This window comes from Streptomyces sp. Q2 (genome assembly GCF_056820935.1).
This window is the reverse complement of sequence record NZ_JBXEJE010000005.1, coordinates 147,428-163,280: the sequence shown is the minus strand read 5'-3', so window position 1 is coordinate 163,280 and position 15,853 is coordinate 147,428. Positions and strand designations below refer to the sequence as shown.

The 15,853-nt window shown below is 71.2% G+C and carries 21 protein-coding genes; 13 read left to right on the top strand and 8 right to left on the bottom strand.

From position 1 onward, the window contains the following. The first annotated feature begins 81 nt into the window (after nucleotides 1-81). The 10 genes from ACWBNA_RS07810 (at nucleotide 82) to ACWBNA_RS07765 (ending at nucleotide 5,527) form a co-directional block, all read left to right on the top strand. The gene (locus tag ACWBNA_RS07810; protein WP_482703559.1) at nucleotides 82-447 is read left to right on the top strand and encodes a gas vesicle protein GvpO; all 366 of its coding nucleotides are present in this window, start codon (nucleotides 82-84) and stop codon (nucleotides 445-447) included. Nucleotides 448-505: 58 nt separating this feature from the next. Further along, nucleotides 506-931 (top strand): gas vesicle structural protein GvpA, encoded by a 426-nt coding sequence (locus ACWBNA_RS07805; RefSeq protein ID WP_482703478.1) that lies wholly within the window; start codon nucleotides 506-508, stop codon nucleotides 929-931. Then, nucleotides 928-1,707, top strand: a complete 780-nt coding sequence (locus tag ACWBNA_RS07800) for a GvpL/GvpF family gas vesicle protein (protein WP_482703477.1) — start codon at nucleotides 928-930, stop codon at nucleotides 1,705-1,707. Before ACWBNA_RS07805 ends, ACWBNA_RS07800 begins: the two co-directional genes overlap by 4 nt. A gap of 7 nt (nucleotides 1,708-1,714) precedes the next feature. Then, entirely contained in the window at nucleotides 1,715-1,978 is a 264-nt protein-coding gene (locus ACWBNA_RS07795) for a gas vesicle protein GvpG (RefSeq protein WP_482703476.1), read from the top strand. Beyond that, the gene (locus tag ACWBNA_RS07790; protein ID WP_482703475.1) at nucleotides 1,975-2,712 is read left to right on the top strand and encodes a DNA primase; all 738 of its coding nucleotides are present in this window, start codon (nucleotides 1,975-1,977) and stop codon (nucleotides 2,710-2,712) included. Before ACWBNA_RS07795 ends, ACWBNA_RS07790 begins: the two co-directional genes overlap by 4 nt. Then, complete coding sequence (locus tag ACWBNA_RS07785; RefSeq protein WP_482703474.1) at nucleotides 2,709-3,848, top strand: SRPBCC family protein; 1,140 nt, start codon at nucleotides 2,709-2,711, stop codon at nucleotides 3,846-3,848. Before ACWBNA_RS07790 ends, ACWBNA_RS07785 begins: the two co-directional genes overlap by 4 nt. Then, nucleotides 3,845-4,168, top strand: coding sequence for a gas vesicle protein (locus ACWBNA_RS07780; protein WP_482703473.1), 324 nt, complete (start codon nucleotides 3,845-3,847; stop codon nucleotides 4,166-4,168). The genes ACWBNA_RS07785 and ACWBNA_RS07780 overlap by 4 nt, the downstream gene beginning before the upstream one ends. Beyond that, a complete protein-coding gene (locus ACWBNA_RS07775; protein WP_482703472.1) occupies nucleotides 4,165-4,971 on the top strand; it encodes a GvpL/GvpF family gas vesicle protein in 807 nt (268 codons plus the stop codon). Before ACWBNA_RS07780 ends, ACWBNA_RS07775 begins: the two co-directional genes overlap by 4 nt. Beyond that, nucleotides 4,968-5,156 carry a gas vesicle protein gene (locus ACWBNA_RS07770; RefSeq protein ID WP_053747233.1) on the top strand — a complete coding sequence of 63 codons (189 nt, stop codon included), beginning with the start codon at nucleotides 4,968-4,970 and terminating at the stop codon, nucleotides 5,154-5,156. The genes ACWBNA_RS07775 and ACWBNA_RS07770 overlap by 4 nt, the downstream gene beginning before the upstream one ends. Before the next feature lie 107 nt (nucleotides 5,157-5,263). Further along, nucleotides 5,264-5,527, top strand: a complete 264-nt coding sequence (locus ACWBNA_RS07765) for a gas vesicle protein K (RefSeq protein WP_053747435.1) — start codon at nucleotides 5,264-5,266, stop codon at nucleotides 5,525-5,527. 39 nt (nucleotides 5,528-5,566) lie between these two features. On the opposite strand, the gene ACWBNA_RS07760 is transcribed toward ACWBNA_RS07765, so the two are convergent. From ACWBNA_RS07760 to ACWBNA_RS07750, 3 genes are all read right to left on the bottom strand, one after another. Further along, nucleotides 5,567-5,737: a hypothetical protein gene (locus tag ACWBNA_RS07760; RefSeq protein ID WP_053747436.1), complete on the bottom strand. Its 171-nt coding sequence runs from the start codon at nucleotides 5,735-5,737 to the stop codon at nucleotides 5,567-5,569. Between the two features lie 42 nt (nucleotides 5,738-5,779). Further along, complete coding sequence (locus ACWBNA_RS07755) at nucleotides 5,780-6,601, bottom strand: class I SAM-dependent methyltransferase (RefSeq protein WP_482703471.1); 822 nt, start codon at nucleotides 6,599-6,601, stop codon at nucleotides 5,780-5,782. 98 nt (nucleotides 6,602-6,699) lie between these two features. Further along, nucleotides 6,700-8,193 (bottom strand): phosphatase PAP2 family protein, encoded by a 1,494-nt coding sequence (locus ACWBNA_RS07750; RefSeq protein WP_482703470.1) that lies wholly within the window; start codon nucleotides 8,191-8,193, stop codon nucleotides 6,700-6,702. A 63-nt stretch (nucleotides 8,194-8,256) separates the two neighbouring features. Between ACWBNA_RS07750 and ACWBNA_RS07745 the strand changes: the two genes are divergently transcribed. Next, nucleotides 8,257-8,910: a histidine phosphatase family protein gene (locus ACWBNA_RS07745; RefSeq protein ID WP_482703469.1), complete on the top strand. Its 654-nt coding sequence runs from the start codon at nucleotides 8,257-8,259 to the stop codon at nucleotides 8,908-8,910. A 50-nt stretch (nucleotides 8,911-8,960) separates the two neighbouring features. Further along, nucleotides 8,961-10,580 (top strand): ABC-F family ATP-binding cassette domain-containing protein, encoded by a 1,620-nt coding sequence (locus ACWBNA_RS07740; protein WP_482703468.1) that lies wholly within the window; start codon nucleotides 8,961-8,963, stop codon nucleotides 10,578-10,580. A gap of 171 nt (nucleotides 10,581-10,751) precedes the next feature. Here ACWBNA_RS07740 and ACWBNA_RS07735 read toward each other — a convergent pair whose 3' ends face one another. Then, a complete protein-coding gene (locus ACWBNA_RS07735; RefSeq protein ID WP_482703467.1) occupies nucleotides 10,752-11,900 on the bottom strand; it encodes a baeRF2 domain-containing protein in 1,149 nt (382 codons plus the stop codon). Nucleotides 11,901-11,956: 56 nt separating this feature from the next. Here ACWBNA_RS07735 and ACWBNA_RS07730 point away from each other — a divergent pair, with 56 nt between their 5' ends. Beyond that, on the top strand, nucleotides 11,957-12,235 hold the full coding sequence (locus ACWBNA_RS07730; protein WP_482703466.1) for a DUF6158 family protein: 279 nt from the start codon (nucleotides 11,957-11,959) through the stop codon (nucleotides 12,233-12,235). A 22-nt stretch (nucleotides 12,236-12,257) separates the two neighbouring features. On the opposite strand, the gene ACWBNA_RS07725 is transcribed toward ACWBNA_RS07730, so the two are convergent. Genes ACWBNA_RS07725 through ACWBNA_RS07710 form a run of 4 tightly spaced genes read right to left on the bottom strand, consistent with a single transcriptional unit; the run spans nucleotide 12,258 to nucleotide 15,842 of the window. Beyond that, a complete protein-coding gene (locus tag ACWBNA_RS07725) occupies nucleotides 12,258-14,375 on the bottom strand; it encodes a catalase (RefSeq protein WP_482703465.1) in 2,118 nt (705 codons plus the stop codon). Next, nucleotides 14,375-14,917 carry a type 1 glutamine amidotransferase domain-containing protein gene (locus ACWBNA_RS07720; RefSeq protein ID WP_482703464.1) on the bottom strand — a complete coding sequence of 181 codons (543 nt, stop codon included), beginning with the start codon at nucleotides 14,915-14,917 and terminating at the stop codon, nucleotides 14,375-14,377. The genes ACWBNA_RS07725 and ACWBNA_RS07720 overlap by 1 nt, the downstream gene beginning before the upstream one ends. Beyond that, on the bottom strand, nucleotides 14,899-15,420 hold the full coding sequence (locus tag ACWBNA_RS07715; RefSeq protein WP_482703463.1) for a hypothetical protein: 522 nt from the start codon (nucleotides 15,418-15,420) through the stop codon (nucleotides 14,899-14,901). Before ACWBNA_RS07715 ends, ACWBNA_RS07720 begins: the two co-directional genes overlap by 19 nt. Further along, entirely contained in the window at nucleotides 15,417-15,842 is a 426-nt protein-coding gene (locus tag ACWBNA_RS07710; protein WP_482703558.1) for a CBS domain-containing protein, read from the bottom strand. The genes ACWBNA_RS07715 and ACWBNA_RS07710 overlap by 4 nt, the downstream gene beginning before the upstream one ends. Nucleotides 15,843-15,853 lie beyond the last annotated feature (11 nt).

Here is a 15,853-nt window from a genome sequence, read left to right as displayed (position 1 = left end):
CGTGACGCGCCCACTAACGGACATATGCCCGCCCGCAGGTTTGGCCAACGGCCGAGCGGCCACCCGGAGTTAGAGGTGGCCATGGCGAACACAAAGAGCACTTCAGAATCACAGGATTCACAGAATTCCCGCAGAAGCGAAGAAAAGGACACGGAGCGCAACATGGCGGAAGACCGGCCGAACCCCATGGAGGTGCTCCGCCAGGCGCGCACCCAGCTGGCGGAGCTCACCGGCATGGCCGCCGAGAACGTCTCGTCCTTCGAGCAGACGGAGGACGGCTGGTCGCTGGAGATCGAGGTTCTCGAACTCTCCCGCGTGCCCGACACGATGAGCCTGATGGCGAGCTACCAGGTCGACCTCGACCCGCAGGGGGAGCTCACCGGCTACCGGCGCGTGCGCCGCTACGAGCGCGGGCGCGCCGACGCGCACAGGCAGGGCGGTCGCTAGGTCGCCCGCCCGTCCCAGTACCCGTTAACCAGCCCACAGACAAGGAGGCGCGGTCGACATGACCGTTGTCCCGGCCCAGCAGAGCGGCGGCGGAGGCGGCAGCAGTGGCCTCTACGACGTTCTGGAGCTCGTCCTCGACAGGGGTCTCGTCATCGACGCGTTCGTACGGGTCTCCCTGGTCGGCATCGAGATCCTGAAGATCGACGTCCGTGTCGTCGTGGCCAGCGTCGACACGTACCTGCGCTTCGCCGAGGCGTGCAACCGGCTCGACCTGGAGGCGGGCCCGCGCAAGAGCCCCGGCCTGCCCGACATGGTCGGCGAGATCACCGAGTCCGGCGCGCGCGGCAAGTCCAAGGGAGCGCTGTCCGGCGCGGCGGAGACCATCTCCGGCGCCTTCAAGGAGGCCCGCGAGGAAGGCCAGACCGAGTCCCGGCAGCGGCCCCGCAAGTCGACCGCTTCGCGTAGGAAGGAGGAAGGGGAGTGAGCACGTACGTCTACGGCATCACGGCCGCATCTCATCCTTCGCTGCCCGAGGGCATGGGGGGCGTCGGCGACCCGCCGCGTCCCGTGCGCATCCTGAAGGCGGGTGAGCTGGCGGCGGTCGTCAGCGACGCCCCCGAGGGACTGCGGCCCAAGCGCAGGGACCTGCTGGCCCACCAGAACGTCCTGAGCGAGTCCGGCGCGGCCGGCTGCGTCTTGCCCATGCGGTTCGGCAGCCTCGCCCCCGACGACGACACCGTCACCGGAGTCCTCACCGAGCGCGTCGACCACTACCTGGAACGGCTGCGCAGCCTGGACGGCAAGGTCGAGTACAACGTCAAGGCCATCCACAACGAGGAGGCCGTGCTGCACCGGGTCATGTCCGAGAATCCGGAGGTGCGCGCCCTCACCGAAGCCAACCGGCAGGCCGGCGGCGGCAGCTACGAGCAGCGGCTCCATCTCGGCGAGATGGTGGCGGCCGCGGTCAAGGCCCGGGAGTCCGAGGACGCGACCGACGTGCAGCACACGCTGGAACCGGCCGCCGAGGCGGTGAGCGTGGGTCCCGAGTCCAGCGGCTGGCTCGCCAACCTCTCGTTCCTGGTGGCCCGCGACGAGGCCGCGCCCTTCCTGGCCGCGGTGGATCAGGTCCGCAAGGGCCATCCGCACCTCGAACTGCGCGTCAACGGCCCGCTGCCGCCGTACAGCTTCGTCGAACCCGGCCCCGCGGAGCCCGCGGGCACCACCCTGGGCGCGGAACACGCGGAACACGCGGAGGAGTGAGGCCGCCGTGGGACTCATCGGAGAGGTGCTGCTGCTGCCGTTCGCACCCGTGCGGGGCAGCGCCTGGGTCATGAGACAGGTACTGAACGAGGCGGAACGCCTCTACTACGACCCGGCTACGGTCCGGGCCGAACTCGGCCAACTCGAAGAGCAGCTCGAGGCGGGCGAGATCGACGAGGAGGAGTTCGACCGCAGAGAGGACGAACTCCTCGACCGACTGGAGATCGGCCTTCGCGGTGGCGCGGGGACCGGGGACGGGACGGCACAGTGAACCGAGTGGGACTGGGCCTCGCGATAGGGGCCGGGTACGTCCTCGGACGTACCAAGAAGGCGAAAATGGCGTTCGCGGTCGGCAGCCTCGTGGCCGGCAAGCGGATGCACCTGAACCCAAAGGCGCTCGCCGACCTGGCGTCTCAGCAACTGCGGAACAACCCGCAGTTCAAGGAGATAGGCGACCAGCTGCGCGAGGATCTGCGCGGCGTCGGCAAGGCGGCCTCCGGTGCCATGGTGGAACGGCAGATCGACTCGATCGCCGACCGCCTGCACGGCCGTACCTCCCAGGTCCGCGACCAGCTCGCGGGCGTGGTGCCGGATCCCTCGGACCTCGGTTCCCAGGACGACTCGCAGGACGAGGAGCCGGAGGAGGAGTACGAGGAGCCGGAGGCCGAAGAGGAGGAGCCTGAGGCCGAGGCGGAGGACGAGGAGCCTGAGCCCGAGGCGCAGGACGAGGAACCCGAGGCCGAAGAAGCGGATGAGGCCGAAGACGCCGACGATTCCGACGAGGCTGACGATTCCGACGAGGACTCCGAGCCGCGCCGCAGGCCGACGGCGCAGAAGGCCGCGAAGAAGGCCCCGCCGAAGAAGGCCCCGGCGAAGAAGACGGCTGAGAAGGCCCCTGCGAAGAAGGCTCCCGCCAAGAAGACGGGCGCGAAGAAGACGACCGCGACCAGGGGTGCCGCCCGCGGCGCCCGGACCCGCGCGTCGAAGGGTGGTGCTGAGCGATGACCGACACTCTGGGAACGGCGCGGGGCGTCACCGACAAGGCCAAGGACCAGGCGACGGGCAACCCGCTGACCGACGTGGCCAAGAGCGAGGCCGTCGACCGGCTCAAGGCCGAGGTGCAGGAGTACCTCGCCGCCCAGGCCCAGCGCCTGCTGGTCGGCGCCGGCCGCAAGCTCGGCGAGACCACGGGCAAGCTGAACGACATCGCCGAGGGCAACAGCCCGGGCTTCGCCAAGCTCGCCCTCGACGGCGGCCGCAAGCTCGCCGAGGGCAAGGGCCCGCTGCGGTCCGCGATGGAGCTCGGCGCCTCGCACGCCAAGGACAGCGTGGTCAGCGCGTTCAAGAACCTCGGCGGCAAGGGCAAGGGCAAGAAGAAGGGCGGGGGCGGCCAGAAGCCGGTCGTCATCATCGAGTTCATCGATGTCGGCGTCCCGCTGCGCACCGCCTACGACCAGTGGACCCAGTACAAGGACTTCAGCACGTTCGCCAAGGGCGTCAAGAGCGCGAACCGTGCCGACGACACGCACTCCGACTGGCAGCTGAAGGTCTTCTGGTCCAGCCGCAGCTGGAAGGCCCACACCACCGAGCAGGTGCCCGACGACCGGATCTCCTGGAACTCGGAGGGCGCCAAGGGCACCACCAGGGGCGTCGTCTCCTTCCACCGCCTTGCCGACAACCTCACTCGCGTCCTGCTGCTCATCGAGTACTACCCCTCGGGTCTGTTCGAGAAGACCGGCAACATCTGGCGCGCCCAGGGCCGCCGGGCCCGGCTCGACCTGAAGAACTTCGCCCGCCACATCACCCTCAAGGGCGAGGCCGAGGACAGCTGGCGCGGCGAGATCCGCGACGGCGAGGTCGTGAAGAGCCACGAGGACGCCGTGGCCGAGGAGGAGGAGGAGTCGGCCAAGGACGCCCCCGAGGAAGAGGGCGAGGAGGCGTACGAGGACGAGGAAGAAGGCCCGTACGACGAGGAAGAGGCCGAGGACGAGCCCGAGGAGGACGAAGAGGAGGGGAAGGCCGAGTACGACGAGGAGGAGGAGCCGGAGGAGGATGAGGAGCCGGCGGCCGAGACCGAGGACGAGGTCGAGGAAGAGGACGACTACGAGTACGCGGACGCGGACGGCGGGAAGCGACGATGACGACGCCCAGCCGGCTGCCCGACCCCTACGGTCAAGGCAGTGGCGCCAATCTCGCGGACATCCTGGAACGCGTCCTCGACAAGGGCATCGTCATCGCGGGTGACATCCGCATCAACCTGCTCGACATCGAACTCCTCACCATCAAGCTGCGCCTCATCGTCGCCTCCGTCGACAAGGCCAAGGAGATGGGCATCGACTGGTGGGAGGACGACCCCGCGTTGTCCTCCGGCGCCCGTCGCAAGGAACTCGCCCGGGAGAACGCCGAGTTGCGGGAGCGACTGGCTGAGCTGGAGTCCGCCGACGGCCAGGAGGCACCATGACAGGACTGCGGTACGTCTACGCCGTCTGCCGTCCCTTCGGCACACCACTGCAGGCCCAGCTGACGGGCGTGGCCGGCGACCCGCCCAGACTGCTGCATCATCACGGGCTGGTCGCCGTGGTCAGCCATGTGCCGGAGCGGGACTTCGCCGAAGGACCGCTCCACCGGCATCTCGAGGACCTGGACTGGCTGACCGCGACCGCCCGCGCCCACCAGGGCGTGATCGACGCGCTCACCGTCGTCACCACCCCGCTGCCGCTGCGCCTGGGAACCGTCTTCCGGGACGACAGCGGCGTCCGCGTGATGATGGAGGAGCGCGAGGACGGCTTCCGGCGCACCCTCGACCGGCTGCAGGGGCGGGTGGAGTGGGGCGTCAAGGTGTACGTCGAGACACCAACCGCCGACAATGCGGGAAACGCGGAGAACGAGGCAGCCGGGGGAAACGGGGCCTCGTCGGAAAAGCCCGCGTCGGGACGGGACTATCTGCGTCAGCGGCGCATGGCGGTGCGCACGAACGAGAACCGGTGGCAGCAGGCGGAAGCCTTCGCCAACCGGCTGCACGAAAGGCTTTCCGCGCACGCCGAGGATTCCCGGCTGCACGCCCCGCAGAATCCCGCCCTTTCCGGTGTCTCCGGACAGAACGTGCTCAATGCGGCCTATCTCGTCTCGCGCACCGAATCCGAGGAATTCGTGGAACTCGTGGACCGTACGAAAGGTGAGGTACCGGGAATGCGCGTGGAACTCACCGGCCCCTGGGCCGCCTATTCCTTCGCGGGTGAGTCCCCGGGGGAGGAGGACCGGTGACGGTGATCGAGCGCCGTGAGGTCGCGCTGGTGGACCTCCTGGACCGGCTGCTCGCCGGCGGGGTCGTCATCACGGGCGACATCACCCTGCGCATCGCGGACGTCGACCTGGTCCGCATCGACCTGAACGCGCTGATCAGCTCGGTGAACGAACAGGTGCCGTCACCGTGGGGGGAGCTGTCGTGACCGAGCGGCACGACCGGAGCGAGCCGGACCGTCGGGCCGAGCCACATCGGGCCGAGCCGAACCATCGGGCCGCCGGGCCGCGCAACCGGACCGAACGGCACAACCGGATGGACCTCGACCCCGACACGGTCGAGCGGGACCTGGTCAAGCTCGTCCTGACCGTGGTGGAGCTGCTGCGCCAGCTCATGGAACGCCAGGCGCTGCGCCGCTTCGACGAAGGCGGCCTGAGCGAGGAGCAGGAGGAGCGCATCGGGCTCACCCTGATGCTGCTCGACGACCGCATGACCGAACTGCGTGAGCGGTACGGACTGCGGCCCGAGGACCTCAATCTGGACCTCGGGCCGCTCGGACCTCTTCTTCCCCGGGAATGAATCCCGGGGTTCCTGCCCGGGATTCATTCCCGGGTCAGTTCACCACCTGTACCAGCGGCCCCTGCCTCCACCCGCGGTTGTGCTCCGCATCAGGAAGCCCAGAAGCCATAGCACCAGAACAGCCAGCGCAATCCACCAGAGAATTTTTACTGCGAACCCGGCACCGAACAGGATCAGTACCAGAAGCAGTACCAGCAGGATGGGAACCATAGTGTGAACCTCCTGCATTCCGTGTTTCCCGGAAATGCGGATTCAGACTTCCTTTCGGCACAGAATCTCTCCGTGCAGCACACTGAACCAGCCCTCCTCCTGCTGCCCCCACTCCCGCCAGGCCGCCGAGACCGCCCGCAGCTGCTCCCAGGTCGCGTGCCCGCCCTCCAGGGCCCGCTCGGCGTACGCCGAAGCCAGCGTGCGGTCCGCCCACAGGCCGCTCCACCAGGCCCGCTCCTCGGCGGTGGCGAAGGTCCAGGTGCCGGAGGTCGCCGTGACGTCGGTCAGGCCCGCCCGCAGCGCCCAGGACTTCAGCCGGCGTCCGGCGTCCGGCTCGCCGCCGTTGGCGCGGGCCACCCGCCGGTACAGGTCGAGCCAGGTGTCCATGCCCGGCGTCTCGGGATACCAGGTCATCGCGGCGTAGTCCGAGTCCCGGACGGCGATGAACCCGCCCGGGGCGGTGACCCGCCTCATCTCGCGCAGCGCCTGCACCGGATCGCCGACGTGCTGCAGCACCTGGTGGGCGTGGACCACGCAGAACGTGTCGTCCGGGAAGTCCAGGGCGTGCACGTCCGCGACCGCGAAGTCGACGTTGGCCAGGCCGCGTTCGGTGGCGACGGCCCGGGCCTGGTCCAGGATGCCCGGCGCGTGGTCGACGCCGGTGACATGTCCGTCGGGGACCAGTGCCGCCAGGTCGGCGGTGATCGTGCCGGGTCCGCAGCCGATGTCCAGGATTTTCATGTGGGGCTTCAGCGAACCGAGGAGGTAGGCCGCCGAGTTGGCGGCGGTGCGCCAGGTGTGGGAGCGCAGCACCGACTCGTGGTGTCCGTGCGTGTAGACGGCGGTCTCCTGCGACTTCGACATGGACGGCTCCCTGTTCGGCGTCTCCTCGGGTACGCCTCACCGTACGCGCGCATGTCGAATAATGAGACCGACGTTTTGCTATATGGACTGACGAGCCGTCAGCTTGCGGGAAGCGGACGGTACACCGTGAGCGCCCCGGGCAGTTTCTCCAGGGTCACCTCGCCCTCCACCTCGGTGACCTCACCGTCGTAGGCGAGGAGCGTGCCCGGGGCGACACCGGACAGGTTCAGCCGGCCCACCTGGACCGCCGCGTGCGCGGGGGAGCGGGTCAGCGGCCCGGCGACGGCGGCCGCGAGCAGGCGCAGCGCGGGCCGGCGCCCGCCGTGCACCACCCGCACGTCGAGCCGCCCGTCCGCGAGGTCCCGGCGGCGCCCGGGCGTCAGACCCATCCGGTGGTAGGTGCCGTTGCCGGCGAACAGCAGCCACAGCGGCCGCGCCTCGCCGCGGAACTCGGCCTCCAGCGGATGCCCGCCCGCCCGTGCCACGCGCAGCGCCGCGAGGACTCCGGCCGGCCAGCCGCCGATCCGGGGCGACCAGCGCTCCCGCTCGCGCACCAGCTCCGGATAGACGCCCAGGCTGCACGTGTTGAGGAAGACGCCCTGCCGCTCGCCGCACGCGAAGGTGCCCACGTCCACCAGCACACCCTCGCCCTGCTGGAGGGCCCGGCCCAGATCGCGGACGCCCTCCACGCCCAGGTCGTAGGCGAAGTGGTTCAGCGTGCCGCCGGGCAGCACCGCGAGCGGCAGGCCGTACCGCAGGGCGATCCCGGCCGCGGTGTTGACCGTGCCGTCGCCGCCGCACACGCCGAGCACCCGGGCGCGGGCCGCCGCCTTCTCCAACTCGTCCGGGACGTCGGCCGGTTCGCACTCGACGAACTCGGCGGCCGGCAGCGTGTCCCGCAGGGCGCGCACCCGGTCGGCGGTGCCCGAGGCGGTGTTGGCGACCATGACCAGGCCCTCGCCGTCCGGCAGCGCGGGAACGTCCGCGCGGGGCCGGGCCGGCGGCACCCCCTGGGCGCGGGTCGGCACCAGGCCCCGTACGGCGAACGCGGCGCCGGCGCCCAGCGCCGCGCCCGCCAGCACGTCGCTCGGGAAGTGGACGCCGGTGTAGACGCGGGACATGGCCACCGAGAAGGCGACCGGGGCCACGACCGCGCCCCAGGACGGCGACTCCAGGGCCACCCCGGCCGCGAACGCCGCCGCCGACGCCGAGTGGCCGGACGGGAACGACGTGGTGATCGGCTGCCGCTTCAGCTGCCGCACCAGCGGAACCGGGTCCAGGACCGGCCGCGGGCGGCGCACCGAGCGCTTGCCGAGGGTGTTGATCGTCAGCGAGGCCAGAGCGAGCGAGGCGATACCCCGCGTCGCCGCCCGGCGGGCCCGAGGAGTGCGGCTCGCGGCCATCGCGGCCGCCGTCGCGAACCACAGCACCCCGTGGTTCGCGCTCCGGCTCAGCCGCGGCAGGACCGGTTCGGCGGCGGGCCAGTCACGCCCGGCGGCGAACTCGAACAACCGGCAGTCCAAGGACAGCAGCCGGTCGCGCAGGACGTGCGGGCCGGGCTTCAGGACGGTGAGGTCGACGTCTGGGCTCATGCACTCCCGGATACCCTGAAGCGGCCGTTTCTTGTCCGGCGGGCCGTGCACCTGGAGGACCCCATGCGTCTGCTGCTCGTCCGTCACGGCCAGACCCCCACCAACGTGCGCTTCCTGCTGGACACCGCCGTCCCGGGCCCTGGTCTCACCGAACTCGGCGAGCGCCAGGCCGCCGCCCTGCCCCAGGCCCTCGCCGACGAGGACCTCGACGCCCTGTACGCCTCCACCCTCGTCCGCACGCAGCTCACCGCCGCCCCCCTGGCCGCCGCCCGCGGCCTCGACGTGCGCGTACGGGACGGCATCCGGGAGCTGTCCGCGGGAGACCTGGAGATGCTGCCCGGAGACTCGGAGCACGGCCGGAGGTACATGGAGACCGTGTTCGCCTGGTCGGCCGGCGACACCGGGCTGCGGATGCCGGGCGGGGAGAGCGGAACCGAGGCGCTGGCGCGGTACGACGCCGTGGTCGCCGAGGCCGCGGCGAGCGGCGCCTTCGCCGTCGCCATGGTCAGTCACGGCGCGGCGATCAGGATGTGGACGGCGGCCCGCGCGGACAACGTCGACGTGGCCTTCGCGGCCGCCCGCCCGCTGGACAACACCGGCGTGGTGATCCTGGAGGGATCCCCCTCCGACGGCTGGAAAGCCCTGTCGTGGGCGGGTGCGGTCGTCGCCCCGGCGGGCGAGGGCGGCCCCGCGGGCCGGCCGGTCGACCCGGCCTGAGCACTTATCGGTTTGCCCGTCCTCACCGGTGGCCCGCACAATGCGGCCTCATGGGACATCTGGAAGCAGCACACCTCGAGTACTACCTCCCCGACGGGAGGGCCCTGCTCGGCGACGTGTCCTTCCGGGTGGGCGAAGGAGCCGTCGTGGCCCTCGTCGGCCCCAACGGCGCCGGCAAGACCACCCTGCTCCGGCTGATCTCCGGCGAGCTCAAACCGCACGGCGGGACCGTCACCGTCAGCGGCGGCCTCGGGGTGATGCGCCAGTTCGTCGGGTCCCTACGGGACGAGACGACCGTACGGGACCTGCTCGCGTCGGTCGCGCCGCCCCGCATCCGGGAGGCCGCCCAGGCCGTCGACAAGGCCGAGCACGCCATGATGACCGTCGACGACGAGGCCGCCCAGCTCCAGTACGCGCAGGCCCTGTCCGACTGGGCGGAGGCGCGCGGCTACGAGTCCGAGACGCTGTGGGACATGTGCACCATGGCCGCGCTCGGGGTGCCCTACGAGAAGGCGCAGTTCCGTCAGGTACGCACCCTCTCCGGCGGCGAGCAGAAGCGGTTGGTCCTGGAGGCGCTGCTGCGCGGCACCGACGAGGTGCTGCTGCTCGACGAGCCCGACAACTATCTCGACGTGCCCGGCAAGCGCTGGCTGGAGGAGCGCCTGAAGGAGACCCGCAAGACGGTCCTGTTCGTCTCCCACGACCGCGAACTGCTGTCCCGCGCCGCCCAGAAGATCGTCTCCGTCGAGCCGTCGCCCGCGGGCGCCGACGCCTGGGTGCACGGCGGCGGCTTCGCCACCTACCACGAGGCCCGGCGCGAGCGCTTCGCCCGCTTCGAGGAACTGCGCAGGCGCTGGGACGAGAAGCACGCCCAGCTGAAGAAGCTGGTCCTGAACCTCCGTCAGGCCGCCTCCATCAGCCATGAGCTGGCCTCCCGCTACCAGGCGGCCCAGACCCGGCTGCGCAAGTTCGAGGAGGCGGGCCCGCCGCCGGAGCCGCCGCGCGAGCAGGACATCAGGATGCGGCTCAAGGGCGGCCGCACCGGGGTCAGGGCCGTCACCTGCAAGGGACTCGAGCTCACCGGCCTGATGAACCCCTTCGACCTGGAGGTCTTCTACGGCGAACGGGTCGCCGTCCTCGGCTCCAACGGCTCCGGCAAGTCGCACTTCCTGCGGCTGCTGGCCGGCGACGAGGTGGCGCACACGGGGGAGTGGAAGCTCGGGGCACGCGTGGTGCCCGGGCACTTCGCCCAGACGCACGCCCACCCCGAACTGGAGGGCCGCACGCTCCTGGACATCCTGTGGAAGGAGCACGCCCAGGACCGGGGCGCCGCCATGTCCCGGCTGCGCCGCTACGAACTCACCGGCCAGGCCGAGCAGAGCTTCGACCGGCTCTCCGGCGGCCAGCAGGCCCGCTTCCAGATCCTGCTGCTGGAGCTCCAGGGCGTCACGGCCCTGCTCCTGGACGAGCCGACCGACAACCTCGACCTGGAGTCCGCCGAAGCCCTCCAGGAGGGGCTGGAGGCCTTCGACGGCACGGTCCTCGCGGTCACCCACGACCGCTGGTTCGCCCGCTCCTTCGACCGCTATCTCGTCTTCGGCAGCGACGGCCGGGTACGGGAGACGACGGAGCCGGTGTGGGACGAGCGGAGGGTGGAGCGCGCCCGCTGAGACGGCCGGGAACCGGGCCTCGCGGACCCGGTCCCCGTGAAGGGGGCCGGTGGCCGGTGTGACGGGGCCCGGTGGCTGGTGGCGTGGAAGGGCCCGGTGACCACAGGGGTCACCGGGCCCGTTTCTCACACACCGCTCAGTCACTCGGCGGCTCTCGGCCGCCCGGCCCGCTCACGTCCAGCGCAACAGCGCCCCCAGACCGCCCACCGGGACCTCCCGCACGGCCTCCTCGGCCTGGCCGGGACCGGCCTGCACGGTCTGGCCGGTCACCGGCGTCACCGAGATCGCCGGGGCGCCCGTCGCGACCGCCGAGCGGATCAGCGCGTCGTCCGCGCGGGCCGGCCAGGAGTTCTGCTCGCCAAGGATCTTGAGGTCCGTACGGCGTACCGCCAGCTGGTCGGGGTCCTCACCGATCCACACCTCACGGTGCGCGTCGGGACCGTCCGGACGGATCAGCAGCTCGTCGATACGGTGCTCGCGCGCCGCCTCGACCAGCGCCGGCACGCCCTCGACCGCCCCGGCGCGCCCGTCGTCGCCCGGAGCGCGGGCCGCGAGGAACCGTTCCACCTCCCGCTCGGCCCGCCGGCGCACATGCGCGGCGCGCGCCCGCTCCACGTCCTCGTCGAGCAGCCTGCTGCCGGTGCCGTGCGGAGCCTCCACCGCCAGGTCGTGCAGCCGCTTCGGCAACCGCTCGTGCACGCTCCGCCGCTCCCGGTCGTCACCGACGAGGATCAGCAGGTCGGCCTGGGTCTCCTCCTGGCAGACGGCGAGCGCGTCCGCGATCTCGGCCGCGTTGTGCTCCCAGGTGTTCTCCACCCTGAGCTGGAAGTGCCGCTCCGACCAGTCGTTCGTCCGCGTACGGTGTACCGGATACTGCCGACCGGTGACCGTACCCGCGTCCTGGCGGCCGAGGCCGCTGCGCAGTTCGAAGTCGGCGCCCTTGCGGTCGACGTACGCCACGACGCACACGGGGTCCTCACCGGCCAGCTCCAGCAGGGGCGCGGCGTGCGGCAGCGGCGCCCAGTGCGCGCTGTTGCCGCCCGGCGCCCTGGCCAGCGGCGGATCCAGTACCACCTCGCCGGCCCGCGCGAACAGGGCCAGCCCGTGCGGCTCGGAGGAGTGCCGCAGCTCCTCCACCGCGTCCAGCACGGCCTGGCACGTCTGCTCGTCGGCGCCCTGCCCGGCCAGCTCACGGGACAGCGCGATCGCGGTCAGATGCCGCTCGTGGGGCGTGTCCTCCGTGTGCCGGGAGGTGTCGACGTAGACGGAGGCCCAGGGGCCCGATTGTTCGTAGAGTGGATGCAGAAAGGCGAGATCCATGGCTCCCTCCCGGGTGCCGCTTGGGGGTAGTGCTCTCGGGCGGGTACCCGAAGGGCATGAACGAACACGACGAGCGGGACATGACCATGACTGGAGTCGACGCCGACCGGCTGGACGACCAGCAGCTCATGAAGGAGCTGGAGACCATCCACCGCACGCGCCACGACACACTGCTGTACGCCTCGAACGACGCGCTGCGGGCCCACAACGACCGCATGGCTCAGCTCGAGGGCGAGTTCCTGCGCCGCAACCCGAACCGTCCGGTCGCCGCGGGCCGCACGCGCGAAGGGGCCCGGGAACGCCGAAGCGGGGAGTCGGCGACTCCCCGCTCCTGAGCCCGCTCCTGAGCTTCGACCGTCAGTGGCGCACCGGCGGCCGGTCCCAGTAGCGGTGCCCGCCGATCGCCTCCACCAGCGCCCGGGTGAACTCCTCGCTCGCGGCGCCCGGCGAGGTGTCCGTGACCACGCCCCGGTCCGTCACGACCCGGTGGAACTCGGTGGAAAGCCCGAGCCCCTCCGGCTCCAGCGCCGACAGGATCCCCACGCCCGAGCCGAGCGCGCCCACCGGCTTCCCGTGCCGGTAGGCGTCCCGGACGAAGCGGACGACGTCGGGGTCGGCCGCCGCGGGCGGTGTGCCGACCGGCCCGCCCGGCAGCAGGACGGCGTCATACAGGACGGAGGCCACGGTCGGCAGTGCACGGTCGACCGCATACAGTTCACCGTCGGCTCCCGTGATGGTGCCGTCCGTCGCCGCCAGCGCCTCCACGATCGCGCCCTGGGCGGCCAGCGCCTCCCGCACGGAGGTCACCTGCTCGGCGTCGACGCCGTCGGAGACGAGGACCGCGATCTGCCGGGTGCGGATCGAGCCGTCGCCGCGCACGGACTCCAGGCTGAGCGCGGGGGAGGAGAGCTTGTGCGGGGCGTCGACGGTGGTGCCGTCGGCCGGTGACGGCTCCGGCACGCCGATGCCGCGCGCCACCGCCGCCGCCAACTCGCCGTCCACCTTGTTGAGTTCGTCGACCGTACGGGCCCGGACCGACCTCGCGTCGACCTTCCCCAGCTCGAACCGGAAGGCCTCGACGATGTGCTGCTTCTCCCAGTCGGCCATGCTGTTCCAGAACAGCGCGGCCTGGCTGTGGTGGTCCTGGAAGCTCGGGCTGCGCCGCCGGATCTTGTGGCCGTCCACGCGCTCCGCGTAGTGCGTGAACGCATGACCGTCGGCGCCGGCGTGGGCCGGGCAGCCGCCGCCGAGCGAGTTCGGGAAGTAGTTCGTGCCCCGGTGGATCGCGCTCTGGTGGTGGCCGTCACGCTGGTTCGTCCGTACCGGCGCCACCGGACGGTTCACCGGGAGCTGGGAGAAGTTGGGACCGCCGAGACGGATCAACTGGGTGTCCAGGTAGGAGAAGTTGCGGGCCTGGAGCAGCGGATCGTTGGTGAAGTCGATGCCGGGGACGACGTTGGCCGTGTGGAAGGCGACCTGCTCGGTCTCCGCGAAGAAGTTCTCCGGGTTGCGGTTCAGGACCATCCGCCCGATCGGACGGACCGGCACCTGCTCCTCCGGAATGATCTTCGTGGCGTCGAGCAGATCGAAGTCGAAGGCGAACTCGTCCTCCTCCGGCACGAGTTGGACGCCCAGCTCCCACTCCGGGTACTCGCCCGCCTCGATCGCGTCCCACAGGTCACCCCGGTTGAAGTCCGGGTTGCGGCCCTGGCACTCCTGCGCCTCGTCCCACACCAGCGAGTGCACACCGAGCCGCGGCTTCCAGTGGAACTTCACGAACGTGCCGCGCCCCTCGGCGTTCACGAACCGGAAGGTGTGCACACCGAAGCCCTGCATCATGCGGTAGCTGCGCGGGATCGCACGGTCCGACATCAGCCACATGATCGCGTGCAGCGTCTCGGGCTGCAGGGACACGAAGTCCCACAGGGTGTCGTGCGCGGAGGCGCCCGTCGGCATGTCGTTGTGCGGCTCCGGCTTCAACGCGTGCACGAAGTCGGGGAACTTGACGCCGTCCTGGATGAAGAAGACCGGGAAGTTGTTCCCCACCAGGTCGTAGTTGCCCTCCGAGGTGTAGAACTTGGTGGCGAATCCGCGCACGTCGCGCACGGTGTCCGCCGAGCCCTTCGGGCCCTGCACGGTCGAGAAACGCACGAACACCGGCGTCTTCACCGCCGGGTCCTGCAGGAAGGCCGCGCGGGTGAACTCGGCGCAGGACTCGTACGGTTCGAAGTAGCCGTACGCGCCCGCGCCCCGCGCGTGCACCACCCGCTCCGGGATCCGCTCGTGGTCGAAGTGGGTGAGCTTCTCCCGGAAGTGGAAGTCCTCCATCAGGGTCGGCCCGCGCTCGCCCGCCGTCAGCGCGTCGTCGGTGTGGTCGACCTCCACGCCCTGGTCGGTGGTGAGCGGACCTGCGGCCGGGTCGTCCGCGTGGGACGCCTCGCGCTGGTGCTGCTTGCGGTCGTTCGGCAGGGCCATCAGGCGGCCTCCTGGGCGAACACGTCGAGGAACGTCTCGTCGAACGCCGACAGATCGTCCGGCTTGCGGCTGGTGACCAGCTTGTTGTTGCCGTGGTCGCAGACCTTCACCTGCTCGTCCACCCAGGTGCCGCCCGCGTTGCGGATGTCGCTCTGCAGGCTCGGCCAGGAGGTCAGCACCCGGCCGCGTACGACGTCCGCCTCGACGAGCGTCCACGGGGCGTGGCAGATCGCGGCGACCGGACGGCCCTGCTCGAAGAAGTCCCGTACGAACGCCACGGCCTTCTCGTCCATCCGCAAAAAGTCCGGGTTGGCCACGCCGCCCGGCAGGACCAGCCCGCCGAAGGAGTCGGCCGACGTCTCGCCCACGACCTCGTCCACGGGGAAGGTGTCCGCCTTGTCGAGGTGGTTGAACGCCTGGATCTGCCCGGACTTCGTCGACACGAGGACGGGTCCGTGCCCGGCGTCCTTCGCCGCCTGCCACGGTTCGGTGAGTTCGATCTGCTCCACACCTTCGGGTGCGGTCAGAAACGCGATGCGCATGATGGTTCAACGACCTTTCCTGAAAAGCTTCCTGGCGCGCGTCGAGGGCGGGGGCCGGTGGGCCTCGTCGCTCCCGCGCGCTTCTTCCTTGCCCTGGCCGCGAGCCGGCAGCGCGGCAGCTCCTCGCCGTACGGCAGGGACACGCAGACGCCGATCGCGGCGGTGACTGCCGCGAGGCAGCCGGGCGAGTGCGGCGCCCGGCGCGGGACGCGACGCCAGGCGTCCTGCTCGCCCCGGCCGCCCCGCAGCAGCGACCTGACCTGGTCGGCGTGCGGGCACATCAAGGAGGCCGGCGCACCGAACGGCAGCGACTCCGGAAAGCTGTGGATGTGCTGCGAGGTGTCCTCGATGCGGGTGCGCCGGTGCACGGCCCAGTCGGTGGGACCGGGCACGGACCAGCTGGGCGGCAGCCCGTACAGCGGGTAGCGCGTGGTCACCTCGCCGACGTCCACGGTGGTGCCGGTGGCGGCGATCGTCGCGGCCTGGTCGCGGCCAGGGCTCACAGGGCGTCCAGCCCGCCGGCGCTCCGTCCGTCGTCCGGCAGGGCCCGGCTGATGTCGGCGAGCGCCGACTCCGGGTCCTCGGCCTCGGCGAGGTCGCCGAGGCTCACCATTCCGACCGGCAGTCCGTCCTCGATGACCGGCAGACGGCGTACGGCGTGCTCACGCATGAGCGCCGCCGCCGTCGACACCGTGTCGCCCGGGGCGACCACCACGGGGTCCGGTGTGCACACCGTCTGCGCGCTCACCGTCATCGGGTCCGCGCCGTCGGCGACGGCACGCACCGTGATGTCCCGGTCGGTGAGCATGCCGACGACGTGCTGTCCGTCGGCCACCAGAACGTCGCCGATGTCCTGCGTGCGCATCAGCTGCGCCGCCTCGACCAGCGAGGCGTCCGGGCGTACGGCGACCACGCCCGGGGTCATGACGTCCTTCA